At 67.4% G+C, this 26,464-nt stretch carries 33 protein-coding genes; 15 read left to right on the top strand and 18 right to left on the bottom strand.

Annotation, left to right across the window (positions count from 1 at the left end):
* Positions 1-86: 86 nt before the first annotated feature.
* The 5 genes from OCGS_RS10640 to OCGS_RS10620 form a co-directional block, all read right to left on the bottom strand.
* The gene (locus OCGS_RS10640) at positions 87-2,063 is read right to left on the bottom strand and encodes a hypothetical protein (protein WP_040610918.1); all 1,977 of its coding nucleotides are present in this window, start codon (positions 2,061-2,063) and stop codon (positions 87-89) included.
* On the bottom strand, positions 2,063-2,926 hold the full coding sequence (gene motA / locus OCGS_RS10635) for a flagellar motor stator protein MotA (RefSeq protein ID WP_007427250.1): 864 nt from the start codon (positions 2,924-2,926) through the stop codon (positions 2,063-2,065). Before motA ends, OCGS_RS10640 begins: the two co-directional genes overlap by 1 nt.
* Before the next feature lie 75 nt (positions 2,927-3,001).
* Positions 3,002-3,583 carry a MotE family protein gene (locus OCGS_RS10630; protein ID WP_007427249.1) on the bottom strand — a complete coding sequence of 194 codons (582 nt, stop codon included), beginning with the start codon at positions 3,581-3,583 and terminating at the stop codon, positions 3,002-3,004.
* The gene (locus tag OCGS_RS10625; RefSeq protein WP_007427248.1) at positions 3,580-4,053 is read right to left on the bottom strand and encodes a hypothetical protein; all 474 of its coding nucleotides are present in this window, start codon (positions 4,051-4,053) and stop codon (positions 3,580-3,582) included. The genes OCGS_RS10630 and OCGS_RS10625 overlap by 4 nt, the downstream gene beginning before the upstream one ends.
* Before the next feature lie 10 nt (positions 4,054-4,063).
* Complete coding sequence (locus tag OCGS_RS10620; RefSeq protein ID WP_007427247.1) at positions 4,064-4,561, bottom strand: flagellar basal body-associated FliL family protein; 498 nt, start codon at positions 4,559-4,561, stop codon at positions 4,064-4,066.
* A 137-nt stretch (positions 4,562-4,698) separates the two neighbouring features.
* On the opposite strand from OCGS_RS10620, the gene fliF reads away from it, so the two are divergent.
* Genes fliF through fliP form a run of 4 tightly spaced genes read left to right on the top strand, consistent with a single transcriptional unit; the run spans position 4,699 to position 7,901 of the window.
* On the top strand, positions 4,699-6,279 hold the full coding sequence (gene fliF / locus OCGS_RS10615) for a flagellar basal-body MS-ring/collar protein FliF (protein ID WP_007427246.1): 1,581 nt from the start codon (positions 4,699-4,701) through the stop codon (positions 6,277-6,279).
* A complete protein-coding gene (locus tag OCGS_RS10610) occupies positions 6,279-6,872 on the top strand; it encodes a FliH/SctL family protein (RefSeq protein ID WP_052026174.1) in 594 nt (197 codons plus the stop codon). The genes fliF and OCGS_RS10610 overlap by 1 nt, the downstream gene beginning before the upstream one ends.
* Positions 6,865-7,161, top strand: a complete 297-nt coding sequence (locus tag OCGS_RS10605) for a FliM/FliN family flagellar motor switch protein (RefSeq protein WP_007427244.1) — start codon at positions 6,865-6,867, stop codon at positions 7,159-7,161. The genes OCGS_RS10610 and OCGS_RS10605 overlap by 8 nt, the downstream gene beginning before the upstream one ends.
* Positions 7,161-7,901, top strand: a complete 741-nt coding sequence (gene fliP / locus OCGS_RS10600) for a flagellar type III secretion system pore protein FliP (protein WP_040610917.1) — start codon at positions 7,161-7,163, stop codon at positions 7,899-7,901. Before OCGS_RS10605 ends, fliP begins: the two co-directional genes overlap by 1 nt.
* A gap of 57 nt (positions 7,902-7,958) precedes the next feature.
* Here the strand turns inward: fliP and OCGS_RS10595 are convergent, their stop codons facing one another.
* Positions 7,959-8,411, bottom strand: coding sequence for a c-type cytochrome (locus tag OCGS_RS10595; protein WP_007427242.1), 453 nt, complete (start codon positions 8,409-8,411; stop codon positions 7,959-7,961).
* A 332-nt stretch (positions 8,412-8,743) separates the two neighbouring features.
* Between OCGS_RS10595 and OCGS_RS10590 the strand changes: the two genes are divergently transcribed.
* Together OCGS_RS10590 and OCGS_RS10585 are read left to right on the top strand one after the other, a co-directional pair.
* Entirely contained in the window at positions 8,744-9,184 is a 441-nt protein-coding gene (locus OCGS_RS10590; protein ID WP_238538246.1) for a L,D-transpeptidase, read from the top strand.
* A 36-nt stretch (positions 9,185-9,220) separates the two neighbouring features.
* Entirely contained in the window at positions 9,221-10,516 is a 1,296-nt protein-coding gene (locus tag OCGS_RS10585; protein ID WP_007427240.1) for a cation:proton antiporter, read from the top strand.
* Between the two features lie 55 nt (positions 10,517-10,571).
* Here OCGS_RS10585 and rplT read toward each other — a convergent pair whose 3' ends face one another.
* The 3 genes from rplT to pyk form a co-directional block, all read right to left on the bottom strand.
* The gene (gene rplT / locus OCGS_RS10580; RefSeq protein ID WP_007427239.1) at positions 10,572-10,934 is read right to left on the bottom strand and encodes a 50S ribosomal protein L20; all 363 of its coding nucleotides are present in this window, start codon (positions 10,932-10,934) and stop codon (positions 10,572-10,574) included.
* A gap of 12 nt (positions 10,935-10,946) precedes the next feature.
* Positions 10,947-11,147, bottom strand: coding sequence for a 50S ribosomal protein L35 (gene rpmI / locus OCGS_RS10575; protein ID WP_007427238.1), 201 nt, complete (start codon positions 11,145-11,147; stop codon positions 10,947-10,949).
* Positions 11,148-11,256: 109 nt separating this feature from the next.
* On the bottom strand, positions 11,257-12,702 hold the full coding sequence (gene pyk, locus OCGS_RS10570; protein ID WP_007427237.1) for a pyruvate kinase: 1,446 nt from the start codon (positions 12,700-12,702) through the stop codon (positions 11,257-11,259).
* Between the two features lie 126 nt (positions 12,703-12,828).
* Between pyk and OCGS_RS10565 the strand changes: the two genes are divergently transcribed.
* Together OCGS_RS10565 and OCGS_RS10560 are read left to right on the top strand one after the other, a co-directional pair.
* Positions 12,829-13,119: a DUF1244 domain-containing protein gene (locus OCGS_RS10565; RefSeq protein ID WP_007427236.1), complete on the top strand. Its 291-nt coding sequence runs from the start codon at positions 12,829-12,831 to the stop codon at positions 13,117-13,119.
* Positions 13,116-13,391: a hypothetical protein gene (locus OCGS_RS10560; protein WP_007427235.1), complete on the top strand. Its 276-nt coding sequence runs from the start codon at positions 13,116-13,118 to the stop codon at positions 13,389-13,391. The genes OCGS_RS10565 and OCGS_RS10560 overlap by 4 nt, the downstream gene beginning before the upstream one ends.
* Before the next feature lie 3 nt (positions 13,392-13,394).
* Here OCGS_RS10560 and OCGS_RS10555 read toward each other — a convergent pair whose 3' ends face one another.
* Positions 13,395-14,252, bottom strand: a complete 858-nt coding sequence (locus OCGS_RS10555; protein ID WP_040610915.1) for a D-amino-acid transaminase — start codon at positions 14,250-14,252, stop codon at positions 13,395-13,397.
* Positions 14,253-14,380: 128 nt separating this feature from the next.
* Here OCGS_RS10555 and OCGS_RS10550 point away from each other — a divergent pair, with 128 nt between their 5' ends.
* The 3 genes from OCGS_RS10550 to OCGS_RS10540 all read left to right on the top strand — a co-directional run bounded on the left by OCGS_RS10550 (position 14,381) and on the right by OCGS_RS10540 (position 17,021).
* Positions 14,381-15,337, top strand: coding sequence for an L-malyl-CoA/beta-methylmalyl-CoA lyase (locus OCGS_RS10550; RefSeq protein WP_007427233.1), 957 nt, complete (start codon positions 14,381-14,383; stop codon positions 15,335-15,337).
* 60 nt (positions 15,338-15,397) lie between these two features.
* Positions 15,398-15,988 carry a LysE family translocator gene (locus OCGS_RS10545; RefSeq protein WP_007427232.1) on the top strand — a complete coding sequence of 197 codons (591 nt, stop codon included), beginning with the start codon at positions 15,398-15,400 and terminating at the stop codon, positions 15,986-15,988.
* Between the two features lie 70 nt (positions 15,989-16,058).
* Positions 16,059-17,021 (top strand): acetyl-CoA carboxylase carboxyltransferase subunit alpha, encoded by a 963-nt coding sequence (locus OCGS_RS10540; RefSeq protein ID WP_007427231.1) that lies wholly within the window; start codon positions 16,059-16,061, stop codon positions 17,019-17,021.
* Between the two features lie 82 nt (positions 17,022-17,103).
* On the opposite strand, the gene OCGS_RS10535 is transcribed toward OCGS_RS10540, so the two are convergent.
* Positions 17,104-17,844 (bottom strand): lysophospholipid acyltransferase family protein, encoded by a 741-nt coding sequence (locus OCGS_RS10535; protein WP_007427230.1) that lies wholly within the window; start codon positions 17,842-17,844, stop codon positions 17,104-17,106.
* A gap of 153 nt (positions 17,845-17,997) precedes the next feature.
* Here OCGS_RS10535 and OCGS_RS15360 point away from each other — a divergent pair, with 153 nt between their 5' ends.
* Positions 17,998-18,609: a zinc-ribbon domain-containing protein gene (locus OCGS_RS15360; RefSeq protein WP_007427229.1), complete on the top strand. Its 612-nt coding sequence runs from the start codon at positions 17,998-18,000 to the stop codon at positions 18,607-18,609.
* Here OCGS_RS15360 and OCGS_RS10525 read toward each other — a convergent pair.
* Together OCGS_RS10525 and mobA are read right to left on the bottom strand one after the other, a co-directional pair.
* Positions 18,590-19,483 carry a hypothetical protein gene (locus tag OCGS_RS10525; RefSeq protein ID WP_007427228.1) on the bottom strand — a complete coding sequence of 298 codons (894 nt, stop codon included), beginning with the start codon at positions 19,481-19,483 and terminating at the stop codon, positions 18,590-18,592. The genes OCGS_RS15360 and OCGS_RS10525 overlap by 20 nt on opposite strands.
* A gap of 3 nt (positions 19,484-19,486) precedes the next feature.
* On the bottom strand, positions 19,487-20,071 hold the full coding sequence (gene mobA / locus OCGS_RS10520; protein WP_007427227.1) for a molybdenum cofactor guanylyltransferase MobA: 585 nt from the start codon (positions 20,069-20,071) through the stop codon (positions 19,487-19,489).
* An 86-nt stretch (positions 20,072-20,157) separates the two neighbouring features.
* Here mobA and OCGS_RS10515 point away from each other — a divergent pair, with 86 nt between their 5' ends.
* Both OCGS_RS10515 and OCGS_RS10510 read left to right on the top strand, forming a co-directional pair.
* Entirely contained in the window at positions 20,158-20,868 is a 711-nt protein-coding gene (locus OCGS_RS10515; RefSeq protein WP_007427226.1) for an AzlC family ABC transporter permease, read from the top strand.
* The gene (locus OCGS_RS10510) at positions 20,859-21,188 is read left to right on the top strand and encodes an AzlD domain-containing protein (protein WP_007427225.1); all 330 of its coding nucleotides are present in this window, start codon (positions 20,859-20,861) and stop codon (positions 21,186-21,188) included. Before OCGS_RS10515 ends, OCGS_RS10510 begins: the two co-directional genes overlap by 10 nt.
* A 3-nt stretch (positions 21,189-21,191) precedes the next feature.
* On the opposite strand, the gene OCGS_RS10505 is transcribed toward OCGS_RS10510, so the two are convergent.
* The 4 genes from OCGS_RS10505 to OCGS_RS10495 are packed head-to-tail and all read right to left on the bottom strand — an operon-like array spanning position 21,192 to position 24,751.
* The gene (locus tag OCGS_RS10505) at positions 21,192-21,803 is read right to left on the bottom strand and encodes a hypothetical protein (protein ID WP_007427224.1); all 612 of its coding nucleotides are present in this window, start codon (positions 21,801-21,803) and stop codon (positions 21,192-21,194) included.
* A complete protein-coding gene (locus tag OCGS_RS14875; RefSeq protein WP_007427223.1) occupies positions 21,803-21,949 on the bottom strand; it encodes an aa3-type cytochrome c oxidase subunit IV in 147 nt (48 codons plus the stop codon). The genes OCGS_RS10505 and OCGS_RS14875 overlap by 1 nt, the downstream gene beginning before the upstream one ends.
* A gap of 31 nt (positions 21,950-21,980) precedes the next feature.
* Positions 21,981-23,045, bottom strand: coding sequence for an MBL fold metallo-hydrolase (locus tag OCGS_RS10500; protein ID WP_052026173.1), 1,065 nt, complete (start codon positions 23,043-23,045; stop codon positions 21,981-21,983).
* On the bottom strand, positions 23,042-24,751 hold the full coding sequence (locus tag OCGS_RS10495; protein ID WP_007427221.1) for an acyl-CoA dehydrogenase: 1,710 nt from the start codon (positions 24,749-24,751) through the stop codon (positions 23,042-23,044). Before OCGS_RS10495 ends, OCGS_RS10500 begins: the two co-directional genes overlap by 4 nt.
* 143 nt (positions 24,752-24,894) lie before the next feature.
* Here OCGS_RS10495 and OCGS_RS10490 point away from each other — a divergent pair, with 143 nt between their 5' ends.
* A complete protein-coding gene (locus OCGS_RS10490) occupies positions 24,895-25,842 on the top strand; it encodes an L-threonylcarbamoyladenylate synthase (protein WP_007427219.1) in 948 nt (315 codons plus the stop codon).
* Here OCGS_RS10490 and OCGS_RS10485 read toward each other — a convergent pair.
* On the bottom strand, positions 25,839-26,405 hold the full coding sequence (locus tag OCGS_RS10485; protein WP_007427218.1) for a YqgE/AlgH family protein: 567 nt from the start codon (positions 26,403-26,405) through the stop codon (positions 25,839-25,841). The genes OCGS_RS10490 and OCGS_RS10485 overlap by 4 nt on opposite strands.
* Between the last annotated feature and the right edge of the window lie 59 nt (positions 26,406-26,464).

Genomic DNA, 26,464 nt, shown 5'->3' with positions numbered 1-26,464 from the left:
CATCTGGCGGCATGAAAGTCCTGCGCGATGGTGTTGCGCTTCACCATTAGGACGGGTTGGTTGATAAACCGTAACCATGCGCCGGGTCATCGCTGGCCAAGCAACGCTTCCACCTCGGCCCGGATCGCGCGACTGCCGTCCAGCAGTTCCCGGCGCGCCGTCGCGGGGTTCTGAACGTCCACGGGAAGCGGTTCGGCGGCGATTGCCTGTTGCGCCGCCCTCGCTTCCTCGATCAACGCCTTCAACGATACCACATCCGGGCCTTCCAGCCCGGCAAGATAACTCTCGGCAAGGTCCGGGTCGTCGTCGTTCAGCTGGATCCTGGCGAGAATCAGGCGCTCTGCCCGGCCGGGAGGAGCGTCGAACCCCGACAGCACGGATCGGGCAATCCTGTGCAGTCCGAGGTCGGTCAGACGCTTGGCGCGCGCGACACGCAGTTCCTCGTCGTCGACGGGCGGCCAGTCGCGGACGGACTGCGCCGCCAGCCGAACAAACCCGTCGTCCGAAGGCGTATCGTTCAGCGCGCCGTGAAGACGTGTGACGACATCGGCATCCTGAATGTCGGTTTCGTCGGTTGCGTCACGCAGGCGCAGCAGTTCCCCGAAGCCGCCCGCGATGTCGCCTTTCCCGGCCATAAGGCGGATGGTCGCCAGCGTCAGTTCCTCCCGCTCAGGGCTTTCCGCTTCGAAGGCCAGCGCAAGCGCCTGATCGGGCAGATCGGGCGAGACAAGGTCCGGGTATCGTTCGGCCTGTTCAAGCATGAGGCGCATCGCCTCGACGGCATCCGGCGAGCGGGCCTTTATGACAGCTTGCGCCGATTCTCGCGCGTCCTCGGGGCGTCCGTCCTCTGTGGCGATGCGGGCCGTCATCATGGCGGTTTTCGCGTCAGCCGGCGGATTGCCCCGCTTGACCGCGGCGTCGACTTCGGCCGCGATATTGGGCATTTGCAGTGCGATCAGTTCCGCTACCAGCCGCGGACCGAGGTTGGTCCGAAGATGCGACGGAAGGCGGGAGAATTCGGTCAGCAATCCTTCGACCCCGGCCGTGCGGGGGAAGGACCGGCCATCGGCCAGCAGCGCCCAGACAATGCCGGGTCCGGCACAGGCGGCCTGGCCCGACAGCAGCGGCGCGTCGGCCGGCCCATCCGTCAGGGCGGCCATTTCCGCCATCACCCCCGCATCGGGGACGATAACCGCCGACGCCTCGGCCGCGTGGAGCATCTGCGCAGCCTCGGCGCCAAAGCCGAGGAACAGCAGATGTCTGACACGGGTCTTCAGGGCATTCGGGTCGGGCCTGTCCGCCGCATCGGTCAGCGCGGCGAAGGAACCGCCGATCCAGCGATCCGGCCACCCTTCGGGCTTCCATGACGCGACATCCAGCGCTTCCGGGCCGATGCAGGCCACTTCCGCGTTCTCGGGCGCCATCGTGCGGTCGCGGTCGGCGGCTGTCGTGATGCTGACATGTCCCGGCGCAGGGTCGGGCGCCGAACCGCGATCGTCCATGGGGCGTTCCGGATCGAGTTCGACCAGGCCCTGCGCGACACCGCGCGCAAGCTGCGCCGAGACTTCGCGCCTCAACTCATTCTGTCTGTCGTTGGCGTCCTTCGGCGCTGATGCATTATTAAGTGCCGATGTCAGATTGCCGGGTAGCAACACGGGCGGCGGCACATCCATCCAGGCCCAGACGGGCGGGCCGGCCGTGACGTCGCGGTCCATGACATCGAGGATAAGCCCGCCATTTGCCCTTGTCGTGGTCTGCACTACGCAGTCGCAGTTCAAGCCCACGCGAAGGCCGCCATTCCCGTCGTCAGACAGCCCGCGGACCCGGCGATCGGTTATCCGCCGGAATGCGTCGCTCAGATCATAGCTTGGCATCCCGTCCTGGATACGCAATACCTGATCGCCCTCCACCGCCGCCAACGTCCATTCGCGTCGCGTCGTGAAGTCGACGACGATCCGGGTAAACCCGTCGTGTTCTGCCGTTCTGACCCTTACGGATTCGGCCAGTGCCGCGTTTGTTGCAAGCAGGCCGGTCGCAAGGGTTGCCACAAGATACCTTGCCATCAAGCTGCCTTCACGTTCCGCAATGCGTCCTCGAGATCCGCGAAGTTGGGGCGAAGATGGTGCGGGGCGTTCTGCCGGCCGACCTCTATGCAGATATTCGGGGAATGGTTGTGCAGGTTTGCAACCAGCACTTCGCGGATCAGCTGATAGAAATGCGCGTCCTCCTCGACCACCGCCTTCAATTTCGTTGCGAAGGGGCCCACGAATCCATAGGCCAGAAAAACGCCCAGGAACGTGCCGACCAGCGCGCCGCCGATGAGTTTTCCCAGAACCTCGGGCGGCTGGTCGATCGAGGCCATCGTCTTGATAACGCCCAGAACCGCCGCGACAATACCCAATGCCGGAAGGCCGTCGGCGATCGTCTGAAGCGCATGGCTGGAATGCATCGCGTGGTGGTTATGCGCCTCAATCCGCTTTTCGAGGACATCCTCGACCTGGTGGGGATCGTCGTAATTCATCGAAGCCGACCGCAGCGTGTCGCAGATCAGCTCCACGGCCTCGTGATCCGCCTGGATACGGGGATACTTGTTGAAAATGGCCGAATCCTTTGGCCCTTCGATATGGGATTCCAGTTCCAGCGGATTGGATTTCGACAGCCGGATCAGTTCGAACAGCAGGCAAAGCAATTCGCGATAATCGGCTGGCTTCCACCTGGGCCCTTTGAACACACGGCCCATATCCTTCAGCGTCTTTTTGACCGAAGCCCCGTCATTGGACAGAAGAAACGCGCCGATGGCCGCGCCGAGGATCATCGTCATCTCGAATGGCAGGGATTTCAGGATGATGCCCATCTTGCCTCCGGCAGCCAGATAGCCACCGAAGACCATGATGACGACCATCAGGACGCCGACAATTCCGATCATTTCCGCCCCCGAGATTCGAACCGTTGCTGGACGATGCCTGCGGCGGGTTAAAAAAGCCCTCGCAGATGCCCGTCTTTATCCCTCGTCGCGCGTGACGTGCCGCCCCGCCAGCATGACGCTGACCGAATAGGCAGTTTCCGGGGCCAGACCCGCCATGATCGCCGCCGCTGCGTCGGCGCGCATCCGTCCCAGAAACCCGGCCGCGAATTGCGGCTCCATCTCCTCGAACAGGGCTGCGGCGTCCCTGGGCTTCATCGCCTCATAGACGCTGGTCAGACGCGCCAGATCGTCGTCGGCAGCCGAATCGGCCAGGCGCATCTTGGCATCCAGCGCCTGTTCCGCCTCCTCCAGGCGATCAAGCTGTTCCGCGATACGGGTCTCGGCAGCAGCCAGCGCCGTCTCGCGCTCGGTCAGCCTTTCGGCGCGCAGGTCGAGCTGCGCCGCGCGATCCTTCAATCCGGCGAGAATTTCGGCGATCTCATCCCCGTTTGCATCCGCTTGCTCGGCCTGGGTCAGGGCGCTCAACTCTCGTGCGATGGCCTGGCCCGTGCCGTCACCGATCCTCAGCAGACCAGACGCCATCAGCAGCCCCGCAAGAAGCGGCAAGGCCCCGATCCCCATTCGGCGCGCCCGCGCCGCGACCTTGCGGCGGGTCATGCCGGCGCCCCCGCAAGGCCGGACATGGCCGCGAAGAACGATTGCACCGGGGGCGTGGCCGCACGCACCGGATGCGAAAAGACCAGTGGCGCTTCTACCTCCTCCTGCTCGGACGGGTCGGTCGATGGCGCCGCCGCGTCGGGCCTTGCCGGCGGTTCCGTTCGCGGCGGCAGATCGTGCAAAGCCGCTAGGTGCAGTTCCAGCCTGCGCGACGCATCCTCGGCCCTCTGCGTGACCTCGGCAGCGCGTTCCGTAACTTCCTGCAAGGCCGCTGACGACGACTCGCCGGCCTGGCGTGCCTTTTCCAGGGTCCGCGTCAGGTCATCGACCTGCGCCGACAGGACTGCCACCGCACCGCCGACCCCGCGTTCGAGGTCGGTAAACCGTGTCAGCCGCCGCGACAGCACGAAGCAATAGAATGCGACGCCCAGCGCGCCTGCAATCAGCAAAATATCCGCCATCATGGCCATCTGTCTCTCCTCAGCTCAATACGAATTCCATGATCAGCAGATCGTTGACCCGCCCTTCCCCGACGACGATCTGGACTCGGCGCAGCATTTGCGCGCGCAGTTGGGTCAGGGCGGCGGGACGCTCCAGCATCGCAGGGTCGATCGCCCGCAGATAGCTGTTGAGAACGTCGACAACGCGCGGCACCAGCTTTTCCACGTCGTGGCCATAGCTGTCGGGCACTTCCAGCTGTGCCTCGAAACTCAGATGGCTGGCACTTGCGCCGGGTGCCAGCGACACCACCATCGCAGGCAGCGGCACAAAGGCGATGTCGCCCAAGGGAGCGGCCTCGCGGACCTCCTTGTCGCCATGCGCGTCGTGATTCGCGGAGCCGAAGATCATTCCCGATTGCGCGGCATAGAATCCGCCGCCACCCAGCGCCAATGCCCCCGCAAGGCCGATGACAAGCCCCAGCTTGCCCTTCTTGCGCCCGGTCGGCGCGGCGCCTGCATCTGCGGTTGCATCGGCCATTGCATCAACTCCTGCCTTCGTTCGTCGCCGGTCAGATAAACCCAAACCGACTAACCGAATGTTAAGGCCGGCCCGCCATGTTGGACCGGCAAGCAGCGGACCGGGGCAGAAGTCCCGCAAATGACAGGAGGTCGGTCTTGGAGCAGATTGGAAACGTCTGGGCGGAACTGTCCATGCGCCGTCGAATCATCGCGGGGCTGGCCGCACTGGCGATGTTCGCCGCCGTCCTCGGCGTGGCGCGGATGGCCAGTCAGCCGGGCATGGCGCTGCTTTATGCCGGGCTGGAGGACGGCGCCGCGGGCGAGGTTGTGCAGGCGCTGGAGGCGCGCGGCGTGGCCTATGACATCCGCGGCACATCGATCTTCGTGGACAGCGCCCAGCGCGACCAGCTGCGGATGACGATGGCCAGCGAAGGGCTGCCCAGCAACCCGACCCAAGGCTACGAATTGCTGGACCAGATGACCGGGTTCGGCACGACCAGCCAGATGTTCGACGCCGCCTATTGGCGCGCCAAGGAGGGCGAGCTGGCCCGCACCATCGTGTCCAGCCCCGGCGTCCAGCATGCGCGCGTTCACATCGCCAACCCCGCCGGGCGCCCCTTTCAACGCAACATGCCGTCGACCGCATCGGTGACGGTCACGCCCGCCGCCGGGGGGCTTCCGGCCGCCCATGCGCGGGCGCTGCGCTATCTCGTCGCGTCCGCCGTCACCGGCCTGTCGCCCGAGAACGTGTCGATCATCGACGCGAATGGCGGGGTGATCCTGGGCGGCGACGATGCGGGCAGCAGCCAAGGCGATGCGGCGGATCGGGCGGCCGCCCTGAAAAGCAAGGTCGAGCGTCTGCTGGAAGCGCGCGTGGGCTATGGCCGTGCCGTGGTCGAGGTGAACGTCGAGACCGTGACCGAGCGCGAACAGATCACCGAACGGCGGATCGACCCCGACAGCCGCGTGGCGATCAGTCAGGACCGGTCCGAGATCGCCACGACATCGTCGGATCAGGGCAGCGCCGATGTGACCGTGGCCAGCAACCTGCCCGACGAACAGGGTGCCGGCGGCGGGGACAAGTCCCAGAGCGAGAACAGTGAAACCCGCGAGCGCACGAATTACGAGGTCAGCGAGGTTCAGCGCGAGGTTCTGCGCAATCCGGGCGCCATCGACCGCGTGACGACCGCCGTCCTGATCGACGGCATCTTCGATACGGGGGCCGACGGCGCCCCGATATGGCAGCCCCGCCCCGAGGAGGAGATGGAGGCCCTGCGCGAACTCGTCGCTTCGGCTGTCGGCTTCAACCCCGAACGGGGCGATTCGCTGACGTTGAAGACGATGCAGTTCGAACCGTTACCGACCGAGGGCAGCGCGCCGGGCAGCGCACTGGCGGGCGCGTTCAACATCGACGCCATGCGGCTGGCCCAGCTTGGCTTGCTGGGGCTGGTCGCCGTCGCGTTGGGCCTGTTCGTCGTCCGCCCGATCCTGTCGGCGAAACCCGCCGCCCTGCCCGCCCCGGACGAGGCCGCGCCCCGGTCCCCCGCTTTGATGGGCGAGATCGACCCCGAGGACACGCCGCAGACTGGCCTGCAACTGATCGGCGATGCGGCGACCCGCGCCCGTCCCGGCGAGCCCAGCGCCGTGGATCGCCTGCGGGCGCTGATCGACGAGCGGCAGGAGGAATCGCTGCAAATCCTGCGCAACTGGATGGAAGACGAAGGAGAGAAAGCGTGATGGCGCATACCCTGACGCTGGAAGATTTCGGGTCCGAGGCGGATGGCTTCAACCCCGAACTGGTCTCGGGCCAGAAGCTGGAAGCCGAGAGGCTTCAGGCCTTCGACACCGGCTATGCGGCGGGTTGGGACGACGCCACCAAGGCCGCCGAGCAAGAGGCCCGCAGCGCCGAGGATGTGGCCCGCGCCCGGCTTCAGGATCTGGGCTTCACCTATCACGAGGCGCGGGCGCACGTGATGCTGGCGATGACCCCCCTGCTGGAGGCGATCGTCGCGCAGGTTCTGCCCGCCCTGATCCGCGATACGATCGGTGCGCGCATCCTGGAGGAATTCGGCAAGCTGGCCGAACATGCCGGCGACACGCCCGTCGATCTGCTGGTCCCCGAGGGCGAGGTCGAGGCGATGCGCGCCGCCGTCGAAGGACTTACCGCGCTGCCGCTGAACGTGCGCGCCGAAGACAGCCTGCCGGGCGGTCACATCTATCTGCGGCTTGGCGAAACCGAGCGCCAGATCGACCTTTCCGGCGTGGCCGAACGCCTGACGACCGCAATCGCCGCACTCGATACCCTCAACAAGGATGCCCTGCATGGATGACGCCACCAGACCCGAAACGCCAGGTTCAGGCCGCGGCACCCATCCGTTCAGCCACGTCCCGGTCGAGATCACGATATCGGTCGGCCGTGCCAGACCGCGCCTGTCGGACCTTCTGCGCATGGGGCGCGACGCGGTGCTGCCGCTGGACAGTCGCGTCGACGATCCGGTCGAACTCTATGTGGGCGACCGCCTGATCGCGCGGGGCGAGCTGGAAGAGCTGACAGGCGACGATGCCGGGCGGCTGGCCGTGCGGCTGACCGAAGTCGCCGATCTGCGGGACGGGTTGTGATGCGCCGCGCCGGCTGGACACGCCCCTTGGTCGCCGGCGCGCTGCTCGTTCTGGCGGCACAGCCTGCCCTGGCACAGCAGATGTCGATAGATTTTGGCGCCGACGGATCGCTGGCCGGGCGCAGCGTGCAGCTTCTGGTGCTGATCACGCTGCTCAGCCTGGTGCCCGGACTGGCCGTGATGATCACGTGCTTTCCGTTCATCGTCACGGTGCTGTCCATCCTGCGGCAAGGCATCGGCCTGCAACAATCGCCGCCGAACATGCTGATCGTGACGCTGGCGCTGTTCCTGACCTATTTCGTGATGGAGCCGGTTTTCCTGCAAGCCTGGGCGGACGGGGTGACGCCGTTGACCGAAGGCCGCATCGACGTCGAACAGGCGCTGCCCCTGGCCCTGGCGCCTTTCCGCGTCTTCATGGCCGGCCGCATCGCGCCCGATACGTTCGAAGCGCTGCAATCGCTGCGCGAAGGCATGGAAGCCACATCGCTCTCGCCCGATGCGCCGCTTTCGGTTCTGGTGCCGTCGTTCCTTCTTTCGGAGATCGAGCGCGCGTTTCAGATCGGTTTCCTGATCTTCATGCCGTTCCTCATCATCGACCTCGTCGTCGCGGCGGTGCTGATGTCCATGGGCATGATGATGGTTCCGCCCGCGATCGTGTCGCTACCCTTCAAACTGGCGTTCTTCGCCGTCGCGGATGGATGGACGCTGATTTCAGGGGCGCTGGTGCGCAGCTACTTCTGACGCCAGAAGGGCCGGCCGTCGCGGACCGGCCCGTTCGTGACGTTGCGTAGACGCCGCTCAGCTTCCGCTGTTTGCATCCGGGGCCAGAGAATGCAGATAGGCCGCCAGATCGCGCGCCGTCTCGTCGCCGCGCACCTTGAAGGCCATCTTGCCGCGGGCTTTCGGATCGTCGAGGTATTCGCGCAGGAAGCCGGTCGGATCCTCGACATAGGGAACGAAGTGCTCGACGTCCCAGACGAGCCCCTTCTCGCCTGCCGCGATCATATCGTCCGAATAACGGAACCCTTCCACCGATCCCGCCTCGCGCCCGAAAACGCCGTAAAGGTTCGGCCCGGTCTTCGCGTTGCGGCCCGCCAGCGTCTCGCCCGCGTCGTTGACGACGACATGGCAGGTTTGACACTGACTGAAGGCCTTCTCGCCCGCGGCGATGTCGCCGGTAAACTCGTCCTGGGCGTGGGCAACCGTGCCCAGCAGGCCCGCAGCGGCGATTGCGACTAGAAACTTCTGCATGGTATTCTCCCTTTCATTGGGTCGAAGGTACATCGCCGGTCCGAAAGGTAAAGTTCCAGTCAGCATAAGATTACGGTCTTGCGTCTGTCTGCCGGCCATGTGCATCCGGGCCGAGGGAACCTTGGCCCCGCCGATGGGCGTTACCCTTGCAAGGTTGACTGCCGCCCGGCCGTCCTATGCCGTTCACGCCTGTCATGGAACATCTGCCCATGTTGACACGACGCCACTTCATAGCCGCCGGCGGTGCGCTGGCCCTGACCCCTTCGACGCTGCTTGCTCACAACGGCCCACCCCACACCAGCTTGGCCACAATGTCGCGGCGGGATGTGGCGGTGCGTGACGATGTGGCGCCAAACTCGATTCACATCTTTCCGGAATATTTCTGCATCTACCATATTACCGCACCGGGACAGGCGCGGGAATACCACGTTGCGGTCGGCGATCAGGGCCGCAACCTGCGCGGGATGACGACGATCCGCCGCAAGGAGGAATGGCCAAGCTGGACACCCACCACCAACATGATCCACCGCGAACCCGACAAATATGGGCCCTTCGCGGGCGGAATGGCGGGTGGGCCGGACAACCCCTTGGGCGCGCGTGCGCTTTACCTCTATCGCGGCAACAGGGACACGATGTATCGCATTCACGGCACGCCGCAGCCTTGGACGATCGGCAGGGCGGTCTCGTCGGGCTGCATCCGTCTGACGAACGACGATATCGTCGATCTCTACAACGCGACCGAGATCGGCACGACGGTTCATTCCTATCTCTGACCGACAGCTGCGCCCAGGCGCAGGCAAGGAACGATCATGGACGAAACGGCCCTGTTTCTGATCGCATTCGGCGTGGTCGCCTTCGCGCTCGTGTCCCGGCGGGCCGAGGCGGGGATCGTCACCGCCCCGATGGTCTTCACGGCGTTCGGCTTCGTCGCCGGAACCGCGGTGCTGGGCATCGTCGAGCCTTCGATCCAGACGCCCGGCATCCAGATCCTTGCCGAACTGACCCTCGTCGTCGCCCTGTTTACCGATGCGGCGCGAATCGACCTCGGGCGGTTGGGGCGGGAACACGACATGCCGATCCGGCTGCTGGGGCTCGGCCTTCCGTTGACCGTTGTCGCCGGCACCGGCATGGCGATGCTGCTATTTCCCGAACTCGGGCTATGGCCGGCGGCCTTGGTCGGCGTGATGCTTGCCCCGACCGATGCGGCGCTGGGACAGGCGGTCGTATCCGATTCCCGTGTGCCGCAGCGTGTGCGGCAGGCCCTGAACGTGGAAAGCGGCCTGAATGACGGGCTGGCCTTTCCGGCGCTGTTGCTGGTGGCGTCCCTTGCCGGGGCGGCATCCGATCTTGGCGTCGGCAGCGGCGATACCGGGGTCGGCGGATGGGCCGCGTTCATTGCCGGCCAGTTGCTTCTTGGTCCCGCTGTGGGGGTCGGCGTGGGCCTCGGGGGCGCGCTGCTGATCGAACGCGCCCGTGCTGCCGACTGGATGAACGACATCTTCGTGCGGATCGCCACGCTGGCACTGGCGATCCTCGCCTATACCGGAGCGGAGCTTATCGGCGGCAACGGGTTCATCGCCGCGTTCGCGGGCGGGCTGGCGGTCGGCACCCGCACCCGCGCCGTGCTGGAGGGGGTCGAGGATTTCGGCGAAACCGAAGGACAGCTTCTGACGCTGCTGGTGTTTCTGCTTTTCGGCGCGGTGCTGTTGCCCGAATTAGCGAATATCGACTGGCGTCACTGGGTCTATGCCCTGCTGTCGCTGACCGTGCTGCGGATGGTTCCCGTGGCGCTGTCCCTGATCGGGACGCGGCTGGCGCCGGCAACCGTCCTTTTCGTCGGCTGGTTCGGACCACGCGGGCTGGCGTCGATCATCTACCTTCTGCTGATCCTGGAAAGCGGCGGGGTGCCGGGCATGGACCAAATCCAGCGGATCGTCCTGCTGACGGTGCTTCTGTCCATCGTCCTGCACGGCGCGACGGCGGCGCCCTGGGCGGGACGGTACGGGCGTCACATGAAGGCGAAGGACACGGCGCCCGAACACCGCCCGGTCTTTCCCTTCCCGACCCGCATGCGCAACACGCGCGAAAAGGCCGGAGAGTCGTAAGACATGGAAAAGGCCGCCGGTTGCCCGACGGCCCCTTCACTCATTCGGATCCCGGTCAGGCGGGCAGCGCGGCCTTGGCGCGATCCACGATGGCCCCGAACGCATCGGGTTCGTGCACGGCCAGATCGGCCAGAACCTTGCGATCCACCTCGATCCCCGCCAGCGCCAGGCCGTTAATGAAGCGCGAATAGGTCAGCGCAGCGTCATGGCCCCGGACGGCAGCGTTGATCCGCTGGATCCACAAAGCGCGGAAATTCCGCTTGCGGTTCTTGCGGTCGCGGGTCGCATACTGGTTGGCCTTGTCGACGGCCTGCGTGGCCGTGCGGAAGTTCGTCCCGCGCGCGCCGTAATACCCTTTCGCGGCCTTGACGACCTTGCGATGCCGGGCATGAGTGACCGTTCCACCCTTGACTCTCATGGTTCAGACTCCTCAGCGCGCGTAGGGCATATAGGACAGGGCGAGCTTCTGGTCGGGCTCGCTCAGCACACGGGTTCCGCGCGCGTCGCGCAGAAAGCTGTTGGTGCGCTTGATCATCCCGTGCCGCTTGCCGGCATAGCCGCCGACGACCTTGCCGGTCGCCGTGACCTTGAAGCGCTTCTTGGCGCTGCTCTTGGTCTTCATCTTGGGCATTTCCGTCTCCTCTTCGGGTCGGTCGCGGACGCGTCTCGGCATGCCACGGGCCGGGCGCGTCGGTTGAAAGGCGGCGTATAGACCGCGCTTTGCGTCCGGGCAACCCCGCTCAGCCGGGATCCGTCGCGGTGATCAGCCGTTCCTCGCAGGGCGCGACCCGCAGAATGTTCGTCGTGCCCGCCTGTCCGAAGGGCACACCCGCCGTCACCACGATCTGTTCGGCGGCGCTGGCGAACCCGTCGGCACGCGCCGCACGGGCGGCGTTGATGACCGCCTCCTTGAACCGGCCGACCTCGCCCGTCTTGACGCAATGGCAGCCCCAGCTCAGGCACAGGCGGCGCGCGGTCCCGGTGCGCGATGTCATCGCGACGATGGGCACCAGCGGGCGTTCGCGCGCGACCAGCAGCGCGGTGGCCCCCGATTGGGTGAAACAGACGATGGCCTTGATGTCGGTCGTCTCGGCGATCTCGCGCGCGGCGGACACGATGGCATCGGCCACCGTCTGCTTGTCGCCGCCCCGGCTGGCATTGATGACCTCGCGGTAGGTCGGATCGTGCTCCACCTCGATGGCGACGTTGTCCATCGTGCGCACGGCCTCGACCGGGAACGACCCGGCGGCCGATTCCGCCGATAGCATCACTGCATCGGCACCCTCGTAGATGGCGGCGGCCACGTCGCTGACCTCGGCCCGCGTGGGCACCGGCGAATCGATCATGGATTCCAGCATCTGCGTGGCCACGATCACCGGCTTGGCGGCGGCGCGGCACTTGCGCACCAGCCGCTTCTGGATGGGCGGCACGTTCTGCACCGGCAATTCCACCCCCAGATCGCCGCGCGCGACCATGATGCCGTCGCTGGCCGCCAGGATCGCCTCGAATTGCTGCACACCGCTGGGCTTCTCGATCTTGGCCATGATCGCGGCGCGACCACCGGCCAGTTCGCGCGCCTCCTCGACATCGGCGGGACGCTGGACGAAGGACAGCGCCAGCCAGTCCACGCCCAACTGACACGCGAATTCCAGATCGCGACGATCCTTGTCGCTGAGCGCTGCCAGCGGAAGGATGACGTCGGGCACGTTCACGCCCTTGCGGTTGCTGATCGTCCCGCCGACCATCACCTCGCATGCGGCGAAATCGGCGCCGCAATTCACCACCTTCAGCCGGATCTTGCCATCGTTGATCAGCAGCGTCGCGCCGGGCTTCAACGCCTCGAATATTTCCTTGTGCGGCAACTGGACGCGCCGCGCATCGCCTTCGGCCGGATCAAGGTCCAGCCGGAACCCGGCGCCGGTCTCAAGCTCGACCTCGTCATCCGCGAAGACCCCGACGCGCAGCTTGGGGCCTTGCAGATCGGCCAGGATGCCGATGGGCCGGCCTGTATCCGTCTCGATCTGGCGGATGATCCGGTGGCGCGCCTCGATATCCGCATGTTCGCCGTGGCTCATGTTCAGGCGAAAGACATCGGCGCCGGCCTCGAACAGGGCGCGGATGGTGTCGTAATCGCTTGAAGCGGGGCCGAGGGTGGCGACGATCTTGATCTTGCGCAGGCGTCTCATGCAGGGCTCCGTTAGCGGCGGACAGGCGGCTTGGCGACGTATGGCGGAAAGCGGCCGGCACGGCAACGGCTTGACGTGCCGCCGCCCCGTGCCCAGCTTCGGATGGCGCCTGAAGGAGTGGACAGGATGGACGACGCGACCCGCACCGAACTCGAAGCCGCGGCGTTCCGCCGCCTGCGCGACCATCTGCGCGACCGCACGGACGTGCAGAACATCGACCTGATGAACCTTGGCGGCTTCTGCCGCAATTGCCTGAGCCGCTGGTATCAAGAGGCGGCGGCGGAACGCGGTCTGGATCTGGACAAGGACCAGGCGCGCGAGATAGTCTATGGCATGCCCTATGAGGACTGGCGCGCCCGGTATCAGACCGATGCAAGCGACGATCAGAAGGCGGCCTTTGCCCGGACGCACGGATGATCGGGCGCGGTCCGATACCGGCCTTGCTGGTCGCGTCGCTGGCGCTCGCCGGCTGCGCCGCCACGCCCCGCGACAATGCGCCCGGCCCCAATCCGCAGCTTGCGGCGAGCGTTGCCGATCGGCTGTCCTTCTATCGCATCGACGTCGCGCCCGAAACGCTGACCACCGCCCAGGCGTCGGCGCTGCATCTGCTGATGGTCAGCGAACGCGGCTATCTGACCATCCAGCGCAAGGCCCGTGCCATCCTGACGAACCCGGACTTCGCGGACTGAACGTCAGATCGCCGTATGCCGCGCCTCGTCGAGATAAATCTCGCGCAGGCGGGTGGCGACGCGCCCCGGCCGCCCGTCGCCGATGGGCTGTCCGTCGATCCGCACCACCGGCATGACGAAGCTCGACGCGCTGGTGACGAACGCCTCGTCCGCGCCGCGCGCCTCGTCCACGGTAAAGGCGCGTTCCTCGACCTTCATCTGCGCCTCGCGCGCCAGCCGCAGCACGGCCTTGCGGGTAATGCCGTGCAGAATCTTGTGGCCCAACTGCCGGGTGATTATCGTATCGCCCCTGACGATATAGGCGTTGTTGCTGGTGCCTTCGGTCACGGCGCCGTCCTCGACCATCCAGGCATCGTCGGCCCCTTCGGCCTTGGCCGCCATCTTGCCCATCGACGGATAGAGAAGCTGCACCGTCTTGATGTCGCGCCGCCCCCAGCGTTGATCGGGGATGGTCACGACCGCGATTCCCTCACGCGCCTTGGGGTTGTCGGCCAGCCCCGGCTTGGCTTGCGTGAACAGCACCACCGTCTGCGGCGTGTCCGCGTCGGGATAGGCGAAGTCGCGGTCGGCGGCGCCCCGCGTCACCTGAAGATAGACCAGCCCTTCGTCGATGCCGTTCTCGTCCACCAGGCGGCGATGCACGTCCAGCAGCGCGTCGCGGTCCATTGGCATCGGCATACCCAGCTCATTCAAGGACCGTTCCAGCCGCGCGGCATGGCCGGCGAAATCCAGCAGCCTGCCGTCCAGCACGCTCGTCACCTCATAGACGGCATCGGCGAAAAGGAATCCGCGGTCGAAGACCGATACGGTGGCGCGGTCCTCGGGCAGATAGTCGCCGTTCACATACACGGTTCGGGTCATTGGCGCATCCTCGGGCGGTGTCGCGGATCGCCTTAACGCATGGTCCCGCCAGCGCCAATGCCTTGCCGCGCGCGGCCCGGTCGCCTAGGCGTATGCCGCAACGGCAATCGTCAATCCTGCGAGGTTCCATGTCCTTCCGCGTCCAGCCCCAGCCCCCCGCCCGTCCGAACCGCTGCCAGCTTTTCGGCCCCGGATCGCGCCCCGCCTTGTTCGAGAAGATGGCGACCAGCGAAGCGGACGTGCTGAACCTCGACCTGGAAGACAGCGTGTCGCCCGACGACAAGGCCGAAGCACGGCGCAACATCGTCGCCGCCAGCCACGACATCGACTGGGGCACCAAGCATGTCAGCGTCCGCATCAACGGCCTCGACACGCCCTACTGGTATCGCGACGTGGTCGAACTGATCGAGGATGGATCGGACCGGATCGACCAGATCATGATTCCCAAGGTCGGCTGCGCGGCCGATGTCTATGCCGTCGATGCCCTGGTCACGGCGATCGAGGCCGCCAAGGGTCGCAAGAAGCGCGTGGCACTTGAGGTCATCATCGAGACCGCCGCCGGCCTTGCCCATGTCGAGGACATCGCCGCGTCGTCGCCGCGCCTTCAGGCGATGAGCCTCGGCGCAGCCGATTTCGCCGCCAGCATGGGGATGCAGACCACCGGCATCGGCGGCACGCAGGAAAACTATTACATGCTGCATGAAGGCCAGCGCTATTGGTCGGATCCGTGGCACTGGGTGCAGACCGCCATCGTCGCCGCCTGCCGCACCCACGGCGTTCTGCCCGTGGACGGCCCTTTCGGCGATTTCAGCGACGAGGAAGGGTTCCGCGCCCAGGCCCGCCGCTCGGCGACGCTGGGCATGGTCGGCAAATGGGCGATCCATCCCAAGCAGGTCGCGCTGGCGAACGAGGTCTTTACGCCCTCCGACGCTGCCGTGGCCGAAGCGCGCGAGATCCTCGCCGCCATGGACGAGGCCAAGCGCACCGGCCAGGGGGCGGCCGTCTACAAGGGGCGTCTGGTCGATCTCGCCTCGATCCGGCAGGCCGAGGTGATCGTGAAGCAGGCCGAGATGATCGCCCGCTGAGACAGCCGACCCCGGCGGAACAGCCTTGGCAATCCACCGGGGTCGGCCCAGTGTCGCACCATGATGCCAGATATTCTTGCCCTTGCCGGTTTCGCCTTCGCGACGATCATCACGCCGGGGCCGAACAACGTGATGCTGATGGCGTCGGGCGCCAATTTCGGGCTGCGTCGGTCCCTGCCGCATATGGCCGGGGTCGCCATCGGCTTTCCCGCGATGATCGTCGGCGTCGGCCTGGGCGTCATGCAGGTCTTCGCCGCATGGCCCGTGCTGCAACAGGTGTTGACGGCCGCCTCGCTCGCCTATCTGGCGTGGCTCGCGCTCAAGATCGCGCGCGCTTCGGCGCCGGACAACGCCGCGCCGACGGGCCGTCCGCTCAGCTTCTTGCAGGCTTCGGCGTTCCAGTGGGTCAATCCCAAGGCCTGGGCGATGGCGCTGGGGGCGGTGACGCTTTACGCGGCGGGGAACGATACGGGCGCGGTTCTTGTCATCGCGGCCACCTATCTCGCGGTCGGCTGCATCTCGGCCAGCGCGTGGACGTGGCTCGGTCAGCAGGCGCGGCACTTCCTTGGCGCGCCGGGGCGGCTGCGGAGCTTCAACGTGTCGATGGCGGTCCTGCTGGTCCTGTCGGTGTTGCCGGTGGTCCTGCATTGAGATCGGGCATCGTTGCATCCCGCCAAGGCGCGCGTCATAACGGGCCGCCATGGCAGCATCCGGGGGACCGATGACCCACTACCTCGACTTCGAGAAACCCTTGTCGGAAATCGAGGGCAAGGCCGAGGAGCTGCGCGTCATGGCCCGGCGCGAAGGCGGCGCCGATGTCGAGAAGGAAGCGGCCGCGCTGGACCGCAAGGCCGGCACCATGCTGGACAGTCTTTATAAGTCCCTGACGCCTTGGCAGAAATGCCAGGTCGCCCGGCATCCCGACAGGCCCCATTGCCGCGCCTATATCGACGCCCTGTTCACGGAATTCACGCCGCTGGCGGGCGACCGCAACTTCGCCGACGACATGGCGGTGATCGGCGGGCTTGCGCGGCTGGACGACCGCCCGGTCGTCGTCATCGGCCACGAAAAGGGCAACGACACCCGGACGCGGATCGTGCACAATTTCGGCATGGCCCGGCCCGAAGGCTATCGCAAGGCGATCCGGCTGATGGATCTGGCGCATCGCTTCGGCCTGCCCGTGGTCACGCTGGTCGATACGCCGGGGGCCTATCCCGGCAAGGGCGCCGAGGAACGCGGCCAGTCCGAAGCCATCGCCCAATCGACCCGCAAATGCCTGCAACTGGGCGTGCCCCTTGTCAGCGCCATCATCGGCGAGGGCGGATCGGGCGGCGCCGTCGCCTTCGCCACCGCCGACCGCGTGCTGATGCTGGAACATTCCGTCTATTCGGTGATCTCGCCTGAAGGGTGCGCGTCGATCCTGTGGAAAGACGCCGACAAGACCCGAGAGGCCGCCGAGGCGCTGCGCCTGACGGCGCAGGATCTGAAGAAGCTGGGCGTCATCGACCGCATCGTGTCCGAACCCAGGGGCGGTGCACAGCGCGATCCATCGGCCGCCATCGCCGCCATCGGCAAGGCCCTGACCGAAACGCTGGCCGATCTGTCGGGCAAGGATCCCGCCGCCCTGATCGCCGGCCGCCGCGCCAAGTTCGTCGGCATGGGCGCAAAGGGCCTGGCCGCCTGAGTCCCATTGGGACGGGGCATCATGACCGCCGGGCTTGCCTGGACCACATGCCGCGTCGTGCGCACCGTCTCGGCCGGTGCCTTCAGGCTGCCGACAGCTTGGGCGACCACCCGGCTTCCATCATCAGGGCGTCGCTGCGGGCCTCGATCCGCGCTTCCAGGTCGGCGGCGAAGGCGCCGCGCTCGACACCCGGCGGGATCGTTTCCAGAAACTCGGCGACGGCCAGACCCTTGCGCTTGAGGATCCCGTGGCGGGGCCAGAACAGGCCCACATTCACCGCCACGGGGACGCAAGGCTGGTTCAGTTGTTCGTAAAGGATCGCCGTGCCGGTCTTGTAGGGGGTGATCGCGCCGGGCGCGACCCGCGTGCCCTGCGGATAGATGATAAGCTGCCCCGCCGCGATCCGACCGGCATCCACGTCCTTGAGCATCTGCATGATGGCCGCGCCACGCTTGCCGCGATCCACCGGAATGCAGCCGATCCGCAGGGCGAACCAGCCCAGCACCGGCATCCGCACCAGTTCCCGCTTCATGATGAAGCGCGGACGCGGCAGCACGCTGACCAGCAGGATGATGTCCAGAAACGACTGGTGCTTGGCGGCAATCATCACCTCGCCTTGCGGCACGGTTCCCCGGATCTCGGACCGGATCCCGACGATCCAGCGCGCCGACCACAGCGCATAGCGGCACCATGCCCGGCAGGCGCGCAGCGCCCCGTCGTCGGTCAGCATCGCCTGCGGCGCGAACCACAGCCCCATCACCGCCATCGCGGCATAGACCTGCACGGTATAGATCAGCGACCTCAGATACTGGATCGGCTGCATGAAACCCCCGTTACCGTCGGTCCCGATTGGCCCGCCGACCCCGCCCTTCTGCCCGACGCATGCGCGAACATCAACGATTGCGCACAAGGCGCCCTTGAACGTGGGGGCATCGTTGCTAGACAGGGGCATCGACTGGGCCGGAGTGATCGACGAATGCGGCTGACCTGTCCGAACTGCCGGGCCGAATACGAGGTGGACGAGGCGGTGATCCCGCCCGCCGGCCGCGACGTGGAATGTTCGGCCTGCGATCACACCTGGTTTCAGCGCCCTGTTGCCGCGTCATCGCCCGAACCGGACCTGCCCCAGCGCGAACTCGACCCCCGCACAAGAACCATCCTGCGCGAAGAGGCCGAGCGCGAGGCCGCCGCCCGCCGCCGCCGCCGTGCCGCGATGGCGGCGATGGCGGCCGGCGAAACCCGCGGCGCGCCAAAGTCGCAAGACGCCAGCCCGCCCGCGCCCGCCGCGCCGCCCCCGCCGAGCGCCGCGGAAGGCGCGCTGCCCGATGCCGACGCGATCGGATCGACCCTGACACCGAGGGAAACGGAAAAGGGCGACGCCCCGTCCGGCAGGCGCGGTTTCTGGCTGGGCTTCGTGGCGGTGCTGCTGATCGCGCTGGTTCTGGGCGCGGTCTATCTCTTCGTGGCGGACCTGTCCCGCGCAATTCCCGCCGCCGAACCCACGCTGTCGGCCTATGCCGACCGGATCGACGCCCTGCGTCTGACGCTGGATGGCTGGTTGCGCGGCGTCACGTCCGGCACGAACTGACCCGCGCCGCGCGCCGCAGCGCATCCTCGGCCCCCACGCCCAGGATCCAGCCTTCGCCGCCCCCTTCGCCCCCCGCCGCCAGCGCGCCTGCCAGCGTCTCCTCGACCTGCATCCGCCAGAGCGCCTGGGACAGCACCGCCACCTGCACCGCATCCCTGATCGGCGGCAGCGCCGGATCGGCAGAACGCTTGCGCACGTCATCGCGCAGCAGGGACGGCCAGACTTCGGCCAGCAGGACCCGTCCCTCATCCGGCTGGAACGGCCAGACGCGGATGCCGGCCAGCCGTCGGCGCAGGCGCGACAGGAAGGCCATTCCGGTCAGGGCCTGCGATCCGACGGCACCCTGACCGCCCATCTGCCAGATGGCGAAGGTGCCGGGCGCCAGGGTTTCGACCTTGCGCATGCGTGCCAGCCCCGGCGGCAGCGTCGCGGGCTTGCGCCGCGGAAGGCCGGGGATGTCGCCGCGACGGCCATTGAACCAGAACGGCCCCTCGCCGGGAAAGAGCGCGTTCAGGCCCGCCGCGACATGAAACCGGTCCTCGCCTTCCCTTAGATCGTCGAAGCGCGCCGCCAGCAGATCCCAAAGCGCCAGCGAATCCTCGGCGCCGGTCAGCGCGCGCGTCAGCCCGGCGGGCGGCGCGAACGGAAAGTCGAAGCAGACCAGGCTGCGTCGGTTCAGGCGCGCCTCGCCTTCTAGGAACGTCGTCAGCCAATCCCAGGCGACGGCCCGGCTGCGCAGATAGAGGGGGGCATCGGCACGCCCGTCCCTGACGCATCCGGCCCAGATCGCATCGGCGCAAGGGCGCGATCCCCGGTCCCCGCCGCCCGACCAGTCGATGACGGCGACGGTATCGAAGGCGGACCCCTGGCGCACGGTTCAGCCCAGCATCGCCCGCGCGCGATCCAGGTCGTCGGGCGTATTGACGTTGAAGAACGCCTCATCGTCGGCGAACGTCGCCGTTGCCGCGTCGTGCAGGTCCGCCCCATGCGATACCTTGCGCATGCCTTCCGCCAAAGCGGATCGCAGATCATCGCGCAGCGCCACCGACCAGAGGCCGAAGGTCGGGTGCCGCCCCGTCGCGCTAGCCGCCAGCGCCACGGGCCGCGTTCCGGCCGCAAGCTGTAGGCGTGGCACCAGATCGCACGGCAGGAACGGGGTATCGCCCGCCGCCGTCACGATATGGTCCGCGCCCTGGGCGGCCGCCCAGTCGAGTCCCGCCAGAATACCCGCCAGCGGCCCCGCGAAGTCGGGCGGATCGTCGGGAAGGACTGGCAATCCCCAAGCGGCGAAACGGGCCGGATCGCCGTTCGCATTCAGGGCCAGGCGGCCGACCTGCGGCGCAAGACGGTCGATCACATGATCGAGGATCGTGGCCGGTCCCAGCCGCAGCAGCGCCTTGTCGCCGCCGCCCATGCGGGTCGCGCGCCCCCCCGCCAGAATGACTCCGAACGGCGCCTTCATCCCGTCCCCGCGATGCCAGATTGCATTTGAAGTTCCTCGGGGGCTGCGGCAATGGGAAAGGGTCGGCGGCAGGATAGGACGGCGCGATGGCAGGCTCCACCACCAAAAGCGCCTATTGGCGCGGGGTCGTGCTGGCGCTGCCATTCCTGCTGGTCGTGGGGCCGTTCGCCATGCTATTCGGCGTCGTGGCGACCGAAGCGGGCCTGCCGCTGCTGGAAACGATGGCCTTCTCGGCGCTGGTCATCGCCGGGGCGTCGCAATTCGCCGCGTTGCAGATGATGGTCGAGGATGCGTCCGTCTGGGCGATCCTCGCCACCGGACTGGCCGTCAACCTGCGCATGGCGATGTATTCGGCCGCGCTGGTGCCCTGGCTGGGCGAGGCACCGCTGTGGCAGCGGGCGCTGATCTCGTATCTCAACTTCGACCAAAGCTATGCCGCCGCCGTGACCGAATACGAACGCCGCCCCGCGATGTCGGTGCGCGAACGGGTGGCCACGTTTCTGGGCATCGCCACGCCCATCGGACCGGGATGGTATCTGTTCACGCTGATCGGCGCGCTGGCCGGATCGAACATTCCCGAAAGCTGGGCGCTGGACTTCGCGCTGCCGATCACGTTCATCGCGCTGATCGGCCCGATGCTGCGGACCCCGGCACATCTGGTCGCCGCGGGCACGTCCATCGTGCTGGCCCTGGCGCTGGCCGGGATGCCCCCCGGCACGGGGCTGCTTCTGGCAGGGGCGGGCGCGATGTGCGCCGGTGCGGCGACCGAGGTTTGGGCGGAACGGCGATGGACCTGAGCGCGGGCGAAATCTGGCTGGTCATCGGGGCGCTGGGGGCCGGCACATTCCTGATCCGGTTCTCGTTTCTGGGGTTGATCGGCAGGCGCGCCATGCCGCCGCTGGTCCTGCGGCTGTTGCGTTATACGCCTGTCGCGGTCATTCCCGGCATCGTCGCGCCGCTGATCCTGTCTCCCGCGGCGACGGATGGCCAGTTCGATCCGGCGCGCGGGCTGGCCGCTCTGGCGACGCTGGCCGTCGGCATCGCCACGCGCAACGTGCTGGCCGCGATCGGGGCCGGGGCGATCACCCTTTATGCGATGCTGTGGATGCTCGGTTGAACGTCAGCCGCCGGTGCCGGGAACGTATTCGAAGATGACATTGTGATTGTCGTCCGCGTCGTCGTCCGTGATGATGCGCTCGGTCACGCCGGGCAGGCGGCCAAAATCCTCCATCAGGGCCTTCGGATACCAGGTTCGCCGGATGGACCCGAAGCCCGGCAATTGCCGCAGGATGGCGCTGGTCTCGCGCGCGCAGGTGGCATTCGAGGCTGGGCCGTTCGCGGCCGCCAAGCGGATCGCCTGTTCGGCCGTTTCGGGCGGAACGGCAACCGTCTGCTCGACCATGTCATAGGTTTCGCGTGCGTGATAATCGATATAGACGCGCTGGATCAGCGGCGTGATACCGTAAAGCAGATCGCCCCGTTCCGGGACGTGCGGATGCCGGAACGTCCCCGCAGGATCCCAGATCACCCGTTGCGACCCGTCGATCAGCAGGCCGGTATGCGCGCCGCCCCGGTTACGCCGGGCGATGACGGTGTAAAGCGTCAGCGACGTGTCGCCGCCATCCGAATAGGCGCGGCGGGTGACTTCGGGCAGCGGATCGTAGAAGGCGGTATTGCCGCAAGCCCCCAGCGCGCCCAGCGCAAGGCCCGCCAGCACGGCGCGGCGCTGCATCAGCCGTTGATCAGGGCGATGAGGATCAGGATCACGATGATCGCGACGGTCACGCGCGAGACCCACCAGATGAAACCGGCGAAGGTGCGCTCGTGCTCCTCCAGATCGGTGATCCGCTCGAGGTTTCCCCGGCTTTCGCTGTCCATCGTCCGCTCCTGCATGTCCTGCGAAGGCTTCCTAGACGATCCCGCGCAAGGTGTCACCGGTCGAAAGGGCCCCGTTCGCCCGATAGAGCCACGCGCCGTCTTCGCGCCTTGTCCGCGTTGCCCGGCCCGCGTGGAACAGATGCTGGCAATGGGCCAGCGCCTCGACCAAAGCAAGGCCGTATTGTCCGCCTTCGATCTGCCGCCTGAACAGCGGCACGAAACAATCCGCCGCCGTGCGCGGGATCGACAGATGCGATTCGAGCCGGGCAAGCGCGCCGCGATGGTTGTCGATCAGTTGCCGCAGCCGCAGCGGCAGCCCGGTGAACGGCAGCTTGTGGCCCGGCAGGACAAGCTGGCCGTCGGCCGCGAACGCCATCAGCCGTTCGCACGAATGCAGCCAGTCCGCGACCGGATCGGCCTCGGGCTCGGTCGCGTAAACCCCCAGATTGGGCGAGATCGAGGGCAGCAATTGATCCCCGCCCAGCACGATGCCGTCGGTCCATAGCGTCGCATGGGCCGGCGCATGGCCGTTTCCCATGCGGATCGTCCAGTCCCGCGCGCCGATCCGCAGCGTCTGGCCTTCCGTCAGTCGGCGGAACCCCACCGGCAGCGCCGTGACGACATCGGCGAAATTGAACGGTCGTTTGGCCATGCGCTGTTGCAGAACCGCGGCGTCCATCCCCGCGCCTTTCCAGAAGGCGACGGTTTCGGGCGTCGGGCGATCCTGCTCGTCCAGGCGCAGCATCCGCGCCATCAGCCATGCGGTGCGCGACATCAGCAGTTCGGCGCCGTGTTCCTGCTGGAACCAGCCCGCAAGGCCGACATGGTCGGGATGATGATGCGTTACCAGCACCCGCGCGACGCGCCGCCCGTCCAGCGCCCTGCGCCACAAATCGCGGGTCTTTCGCGTGTCGAAGCCGGTATCGACGACGCACAGCCCGTCCGCGTCGTCCAGCAGCCAGCAATTCACATGGTCCAGCGCCATGGGCAGCGGCAGGCGCAGCCATTCGATGCCGGGCGCCACAAGCCGGGGCTCGCCGTGCGGGGGCGGCTCGTCCCAGGGATAGCGAAGGCCGCGCGCGGGCTCGACGTTCACGCCGCCGCCATGTCGTCGAGGCCGATGTCATATAGACCGTCCGCCCCGACACGGGCCTGCGCAAGAAGGCCCGCATGTTCGGGCAGCAGGCGTTCGATATAGAACGCGGCCAATATACGGCGGGGGCTGTCGGGCGCCTTGCGCGCCGACCGCAGATGCGCCGCGGCCCCCAGAACGCGGCCGAACGCGCGCAGATAGGGCACGGCCCCCGCGAACCTGTCCTGCATGTCGTGCTGCGCCACCAGCCATTCGGTCGTCTCGCGCAGCGCCTCCTGCGCGTCCCAGACCGCCTGCGCCAGATCGCCCATCCCGTTGCGGGCCTTCTCGGCCTCGGCGGCGACATCGTCCAGAAGCCGGAACGCGGCCTCGCCGCCATCCATCATCTTGCGCGCCACCAGGTCCATCGCCTGAATGCCGTTCGTCCCCTCGTAGATCGTCGTCACGCGCACATCGCGGGAAAACTGAGCCGCTCCGGTTTCCTCGATGATGCCCATGCCGCCATGCACCTGGATGCCCTCGCGCGTAACGTCCACGCCGACATCCGTGCCATGCGCCTTGGCGATCGGCGTCAGGAAGGCGGCGCGCGCGCGCCAGACCGGATCGCCGGTCGCCGCGGCCATGTCGATGGCCACCGCACAGGACAGCGCGATGGCGCGGGCGGCATAGGTTTCGGCCCGCATCGCCAGCAGCATGCGACGCACATCCGCATGTTCCGCGATCGACCCCGTACCAGGCGCCTTGCCCTGCCGGCGGTCGATGGCGTAGCCCAGCGCCAGTTGATACGCCCCTTCGGCCGCGCCCACGCCCTGCGTTCCGACGCCGAGGCGGGCATTGTTCATCATCGTGAACATGGCCGCCATGCCCCCGTGCGGCTTGCCGATCAGCCAGCCGGTCGCGCCCTCATAGGACATCACCGCCGTGGGCGAGCCGTGAAGGCCCAGCTTGTGTTCCAGACTGACGACGCGAACCTCGTTGGGCCGCCCGGCACCGCCATCCTTGGCGGGCAGGAACTTGGGCACCAGGAACAGGCTGATGCCCTTCGTGCCCTCGGCGGCATCGGGAAGACGGGCAAGGACCAAATGGCAGGTGTTCGCGGTGAAATCGTTGTCGGCCCAGGTGATATAGATCTTCTGGCCGGTGATCCGATAGGTGCCCTGCCCGTCCGGTTCGGCCCGCGTGCGCAGCGCGCCCACGTCGCTGCCGGCCTGCGGTTCTGTCAGGTTCATCGTGCCGCACCATTCGCCCGAAATGAGCTTCGGCAGGTAAAGCGCCTTGATCTCGTCGCTGGCGTGATGCTCCAAAGCCTCGATCTGACCCTGCGTCAGCAGCGTGTTGAGTTGCAGCGCCATGCAGGCCGCCGACATCATCTCGTTCACGGCGGTGGTCAGCGTCATCGGCAGGCCCATCCCGCCGTATTCGGGATCGGCCGACATGCCCACCCAGCCGCCTTCGGCGATGGCGCGGTATCCCTCGGCAAAGCCGGGCGAGGTCCGCACGACGCCGTTCTCCAGCCGCGCGGGATGCGTGTCGCCCGCGCGCTGAAGGGGGGCCAGAACATCCTGGCACATGCGCGCGGCTTCGGTCAGGATGGCGTTCACGGTCTCGGGGGTCGCATCCGCGAACCGCTCCGTCGCGGCGACGCGGTCGAAGCCGACGACATGATCCAGCAGGAATGCGAAGTCGCGAAGCGGGGCGGTGTAGGACATCGGTTCCTCCTGCTTGTGCCGGACAGGACGCTTGGCAGAAGCGCCGCGCATGCCTATGCGGTCAGGGCCGGAAGGATGGTGGCGCGGCGGCCCCGTTCCATCAACCCTCTACGCAGCGTCACGGGGGCAGCGGGGACAATGCGATGACCGAACGCCTTGCGGCCGATGCCGACGGCATCGCACGGGCCGCGTCGCTTCTGAGGGGCGGCGGCCTGGTCGCCTTCCCGACCGAAACCGTCTATGGCTTGGGGGCCGACGCGCGGTCCGACAGGGCGGTCGCGGCGATCTTCGCCGCCAAGGACCGGCCGCGCTTCAACCCGCTGATCGTCCATCTGCCCCAGATGGATGCCGCGCACGATCTCGCCACGCTGAACGGCGAGGCCGACAGGCTGGCGCGCGCCTTCTGGCCCGGCCCCTTGACGCTGGTGCTGCCGTTGCGGACGGGGGCCGGTCTGTCGCCGCTCGTCACCGCGGGGCTGGCCACCGTGGCCTTGCGCGTCCCCGCCGCCCCTTTGGCGCGCGACCTGCTGGCACGCGCGGGCATTCCCGTGGCGGCGCCATCCGCGAACCCCTCGGGACGCGTCAGCGCGGTGACGGCGGACCATGTGCTGCGCGGTCTTGGCGGGCGCATCGACGCGGTGCTGGATGGCGGCCCTTGCCCCGTCGGCGTCGAATCGACGATTCTTGCTGTCACGGACGAAGGCACCCGGCTGCTGCGTCCCGGCGGCCTGCCGGTCGAGGCGGTCGAGGCGTGCCTCGGCGCGTCGCTGCTGCCGCCCGAAAAGACGCACCGCCCCAACGCGCCGGGACAGCTTGCGTCGCACTACGCCCCCGCAGGCCGCCTGCGCATGAACGTCACAGACCCCGAGCGGGACGAAGTGCTGCTGGCCTTCGGCGGCACGGGCGGCGACCTCGATCTGTCGCCAACGGGCGATCTGGCCGAAGCGGCCGCGAACCTTTTCCGGCATCTTCAGGAACTCGACCGGCGCGGGGCGGCCCGCATTGCGGTGTCGCCGGTCCCCGATCGCGGTCTCGGCCTTGCGATCAACGATCGCTTGCGGCGCGCCGCGGCACCCAGGGGATCGTTCTAGGCACGGCCCCCCGCGCCCGACAGCATCAACGGGTCGATTCCCAGCGATTCGACTGCCGCGCGCCACTTGTCGGCATCCCCCTTGGCGAACACGATCTCGGCCCGCCCGTCCGAGACGAGCCAGACATTCCCCGCGATCTCGGCCTCGAGCTGCCCGGGCCCCCAACCCGCATAGCCCAAGGCGACCAGCATCCGGTCGGGGCCCTTGCCCGCCGCGATGTCGCGCAGGATGTCCAGCGTCGCGGTCATGCCGATCTCGCTGCCGGCCCAAAGCGTGCTTTCGTTCACGCTGTAATCCCGCGTATGCAGAACGAAGCCGCGTCCGCCCTCGACCGGGCCGCCGTGGTGCAGCGGCACGCCGCTGGCGCCGGTAGACGGGATCGACAACTGCTCCAGCAGCGCGTCCAGCGTCAAGTCGGGCGCGCGACGGTTGACGATCAGCCCCATCGCCCCGGCCTCGCCGTGGCGGCACAGAAGGATCACCGCCTTCTCGAAGCGCGGATCGCCCATACCGGGCATCGCGATCAGCAGCTTGCCGGTAAGCGAGGTGATTTCCTGTTCCATACCCGCAACATGGCACCCTGTCCGCCATGCGCAAGTGCAGCGTCTCGCCCATTCGTGAT

It is taken from the genome of Oceaniovalibus guishaninsula JLT2003 (assembly GCF_000299575.1).
Taxonomy (GTDB): domain Bacteria; phylum Pseudomonadota; class Alphaproteobacteria; order Rhodobacterales; family Rhodobacteraceae; genus Palleronia; species Palleronia guishaninsula.
This window is presented reverse-complemented; position numbering and strand designations above follow the sequence as displayed.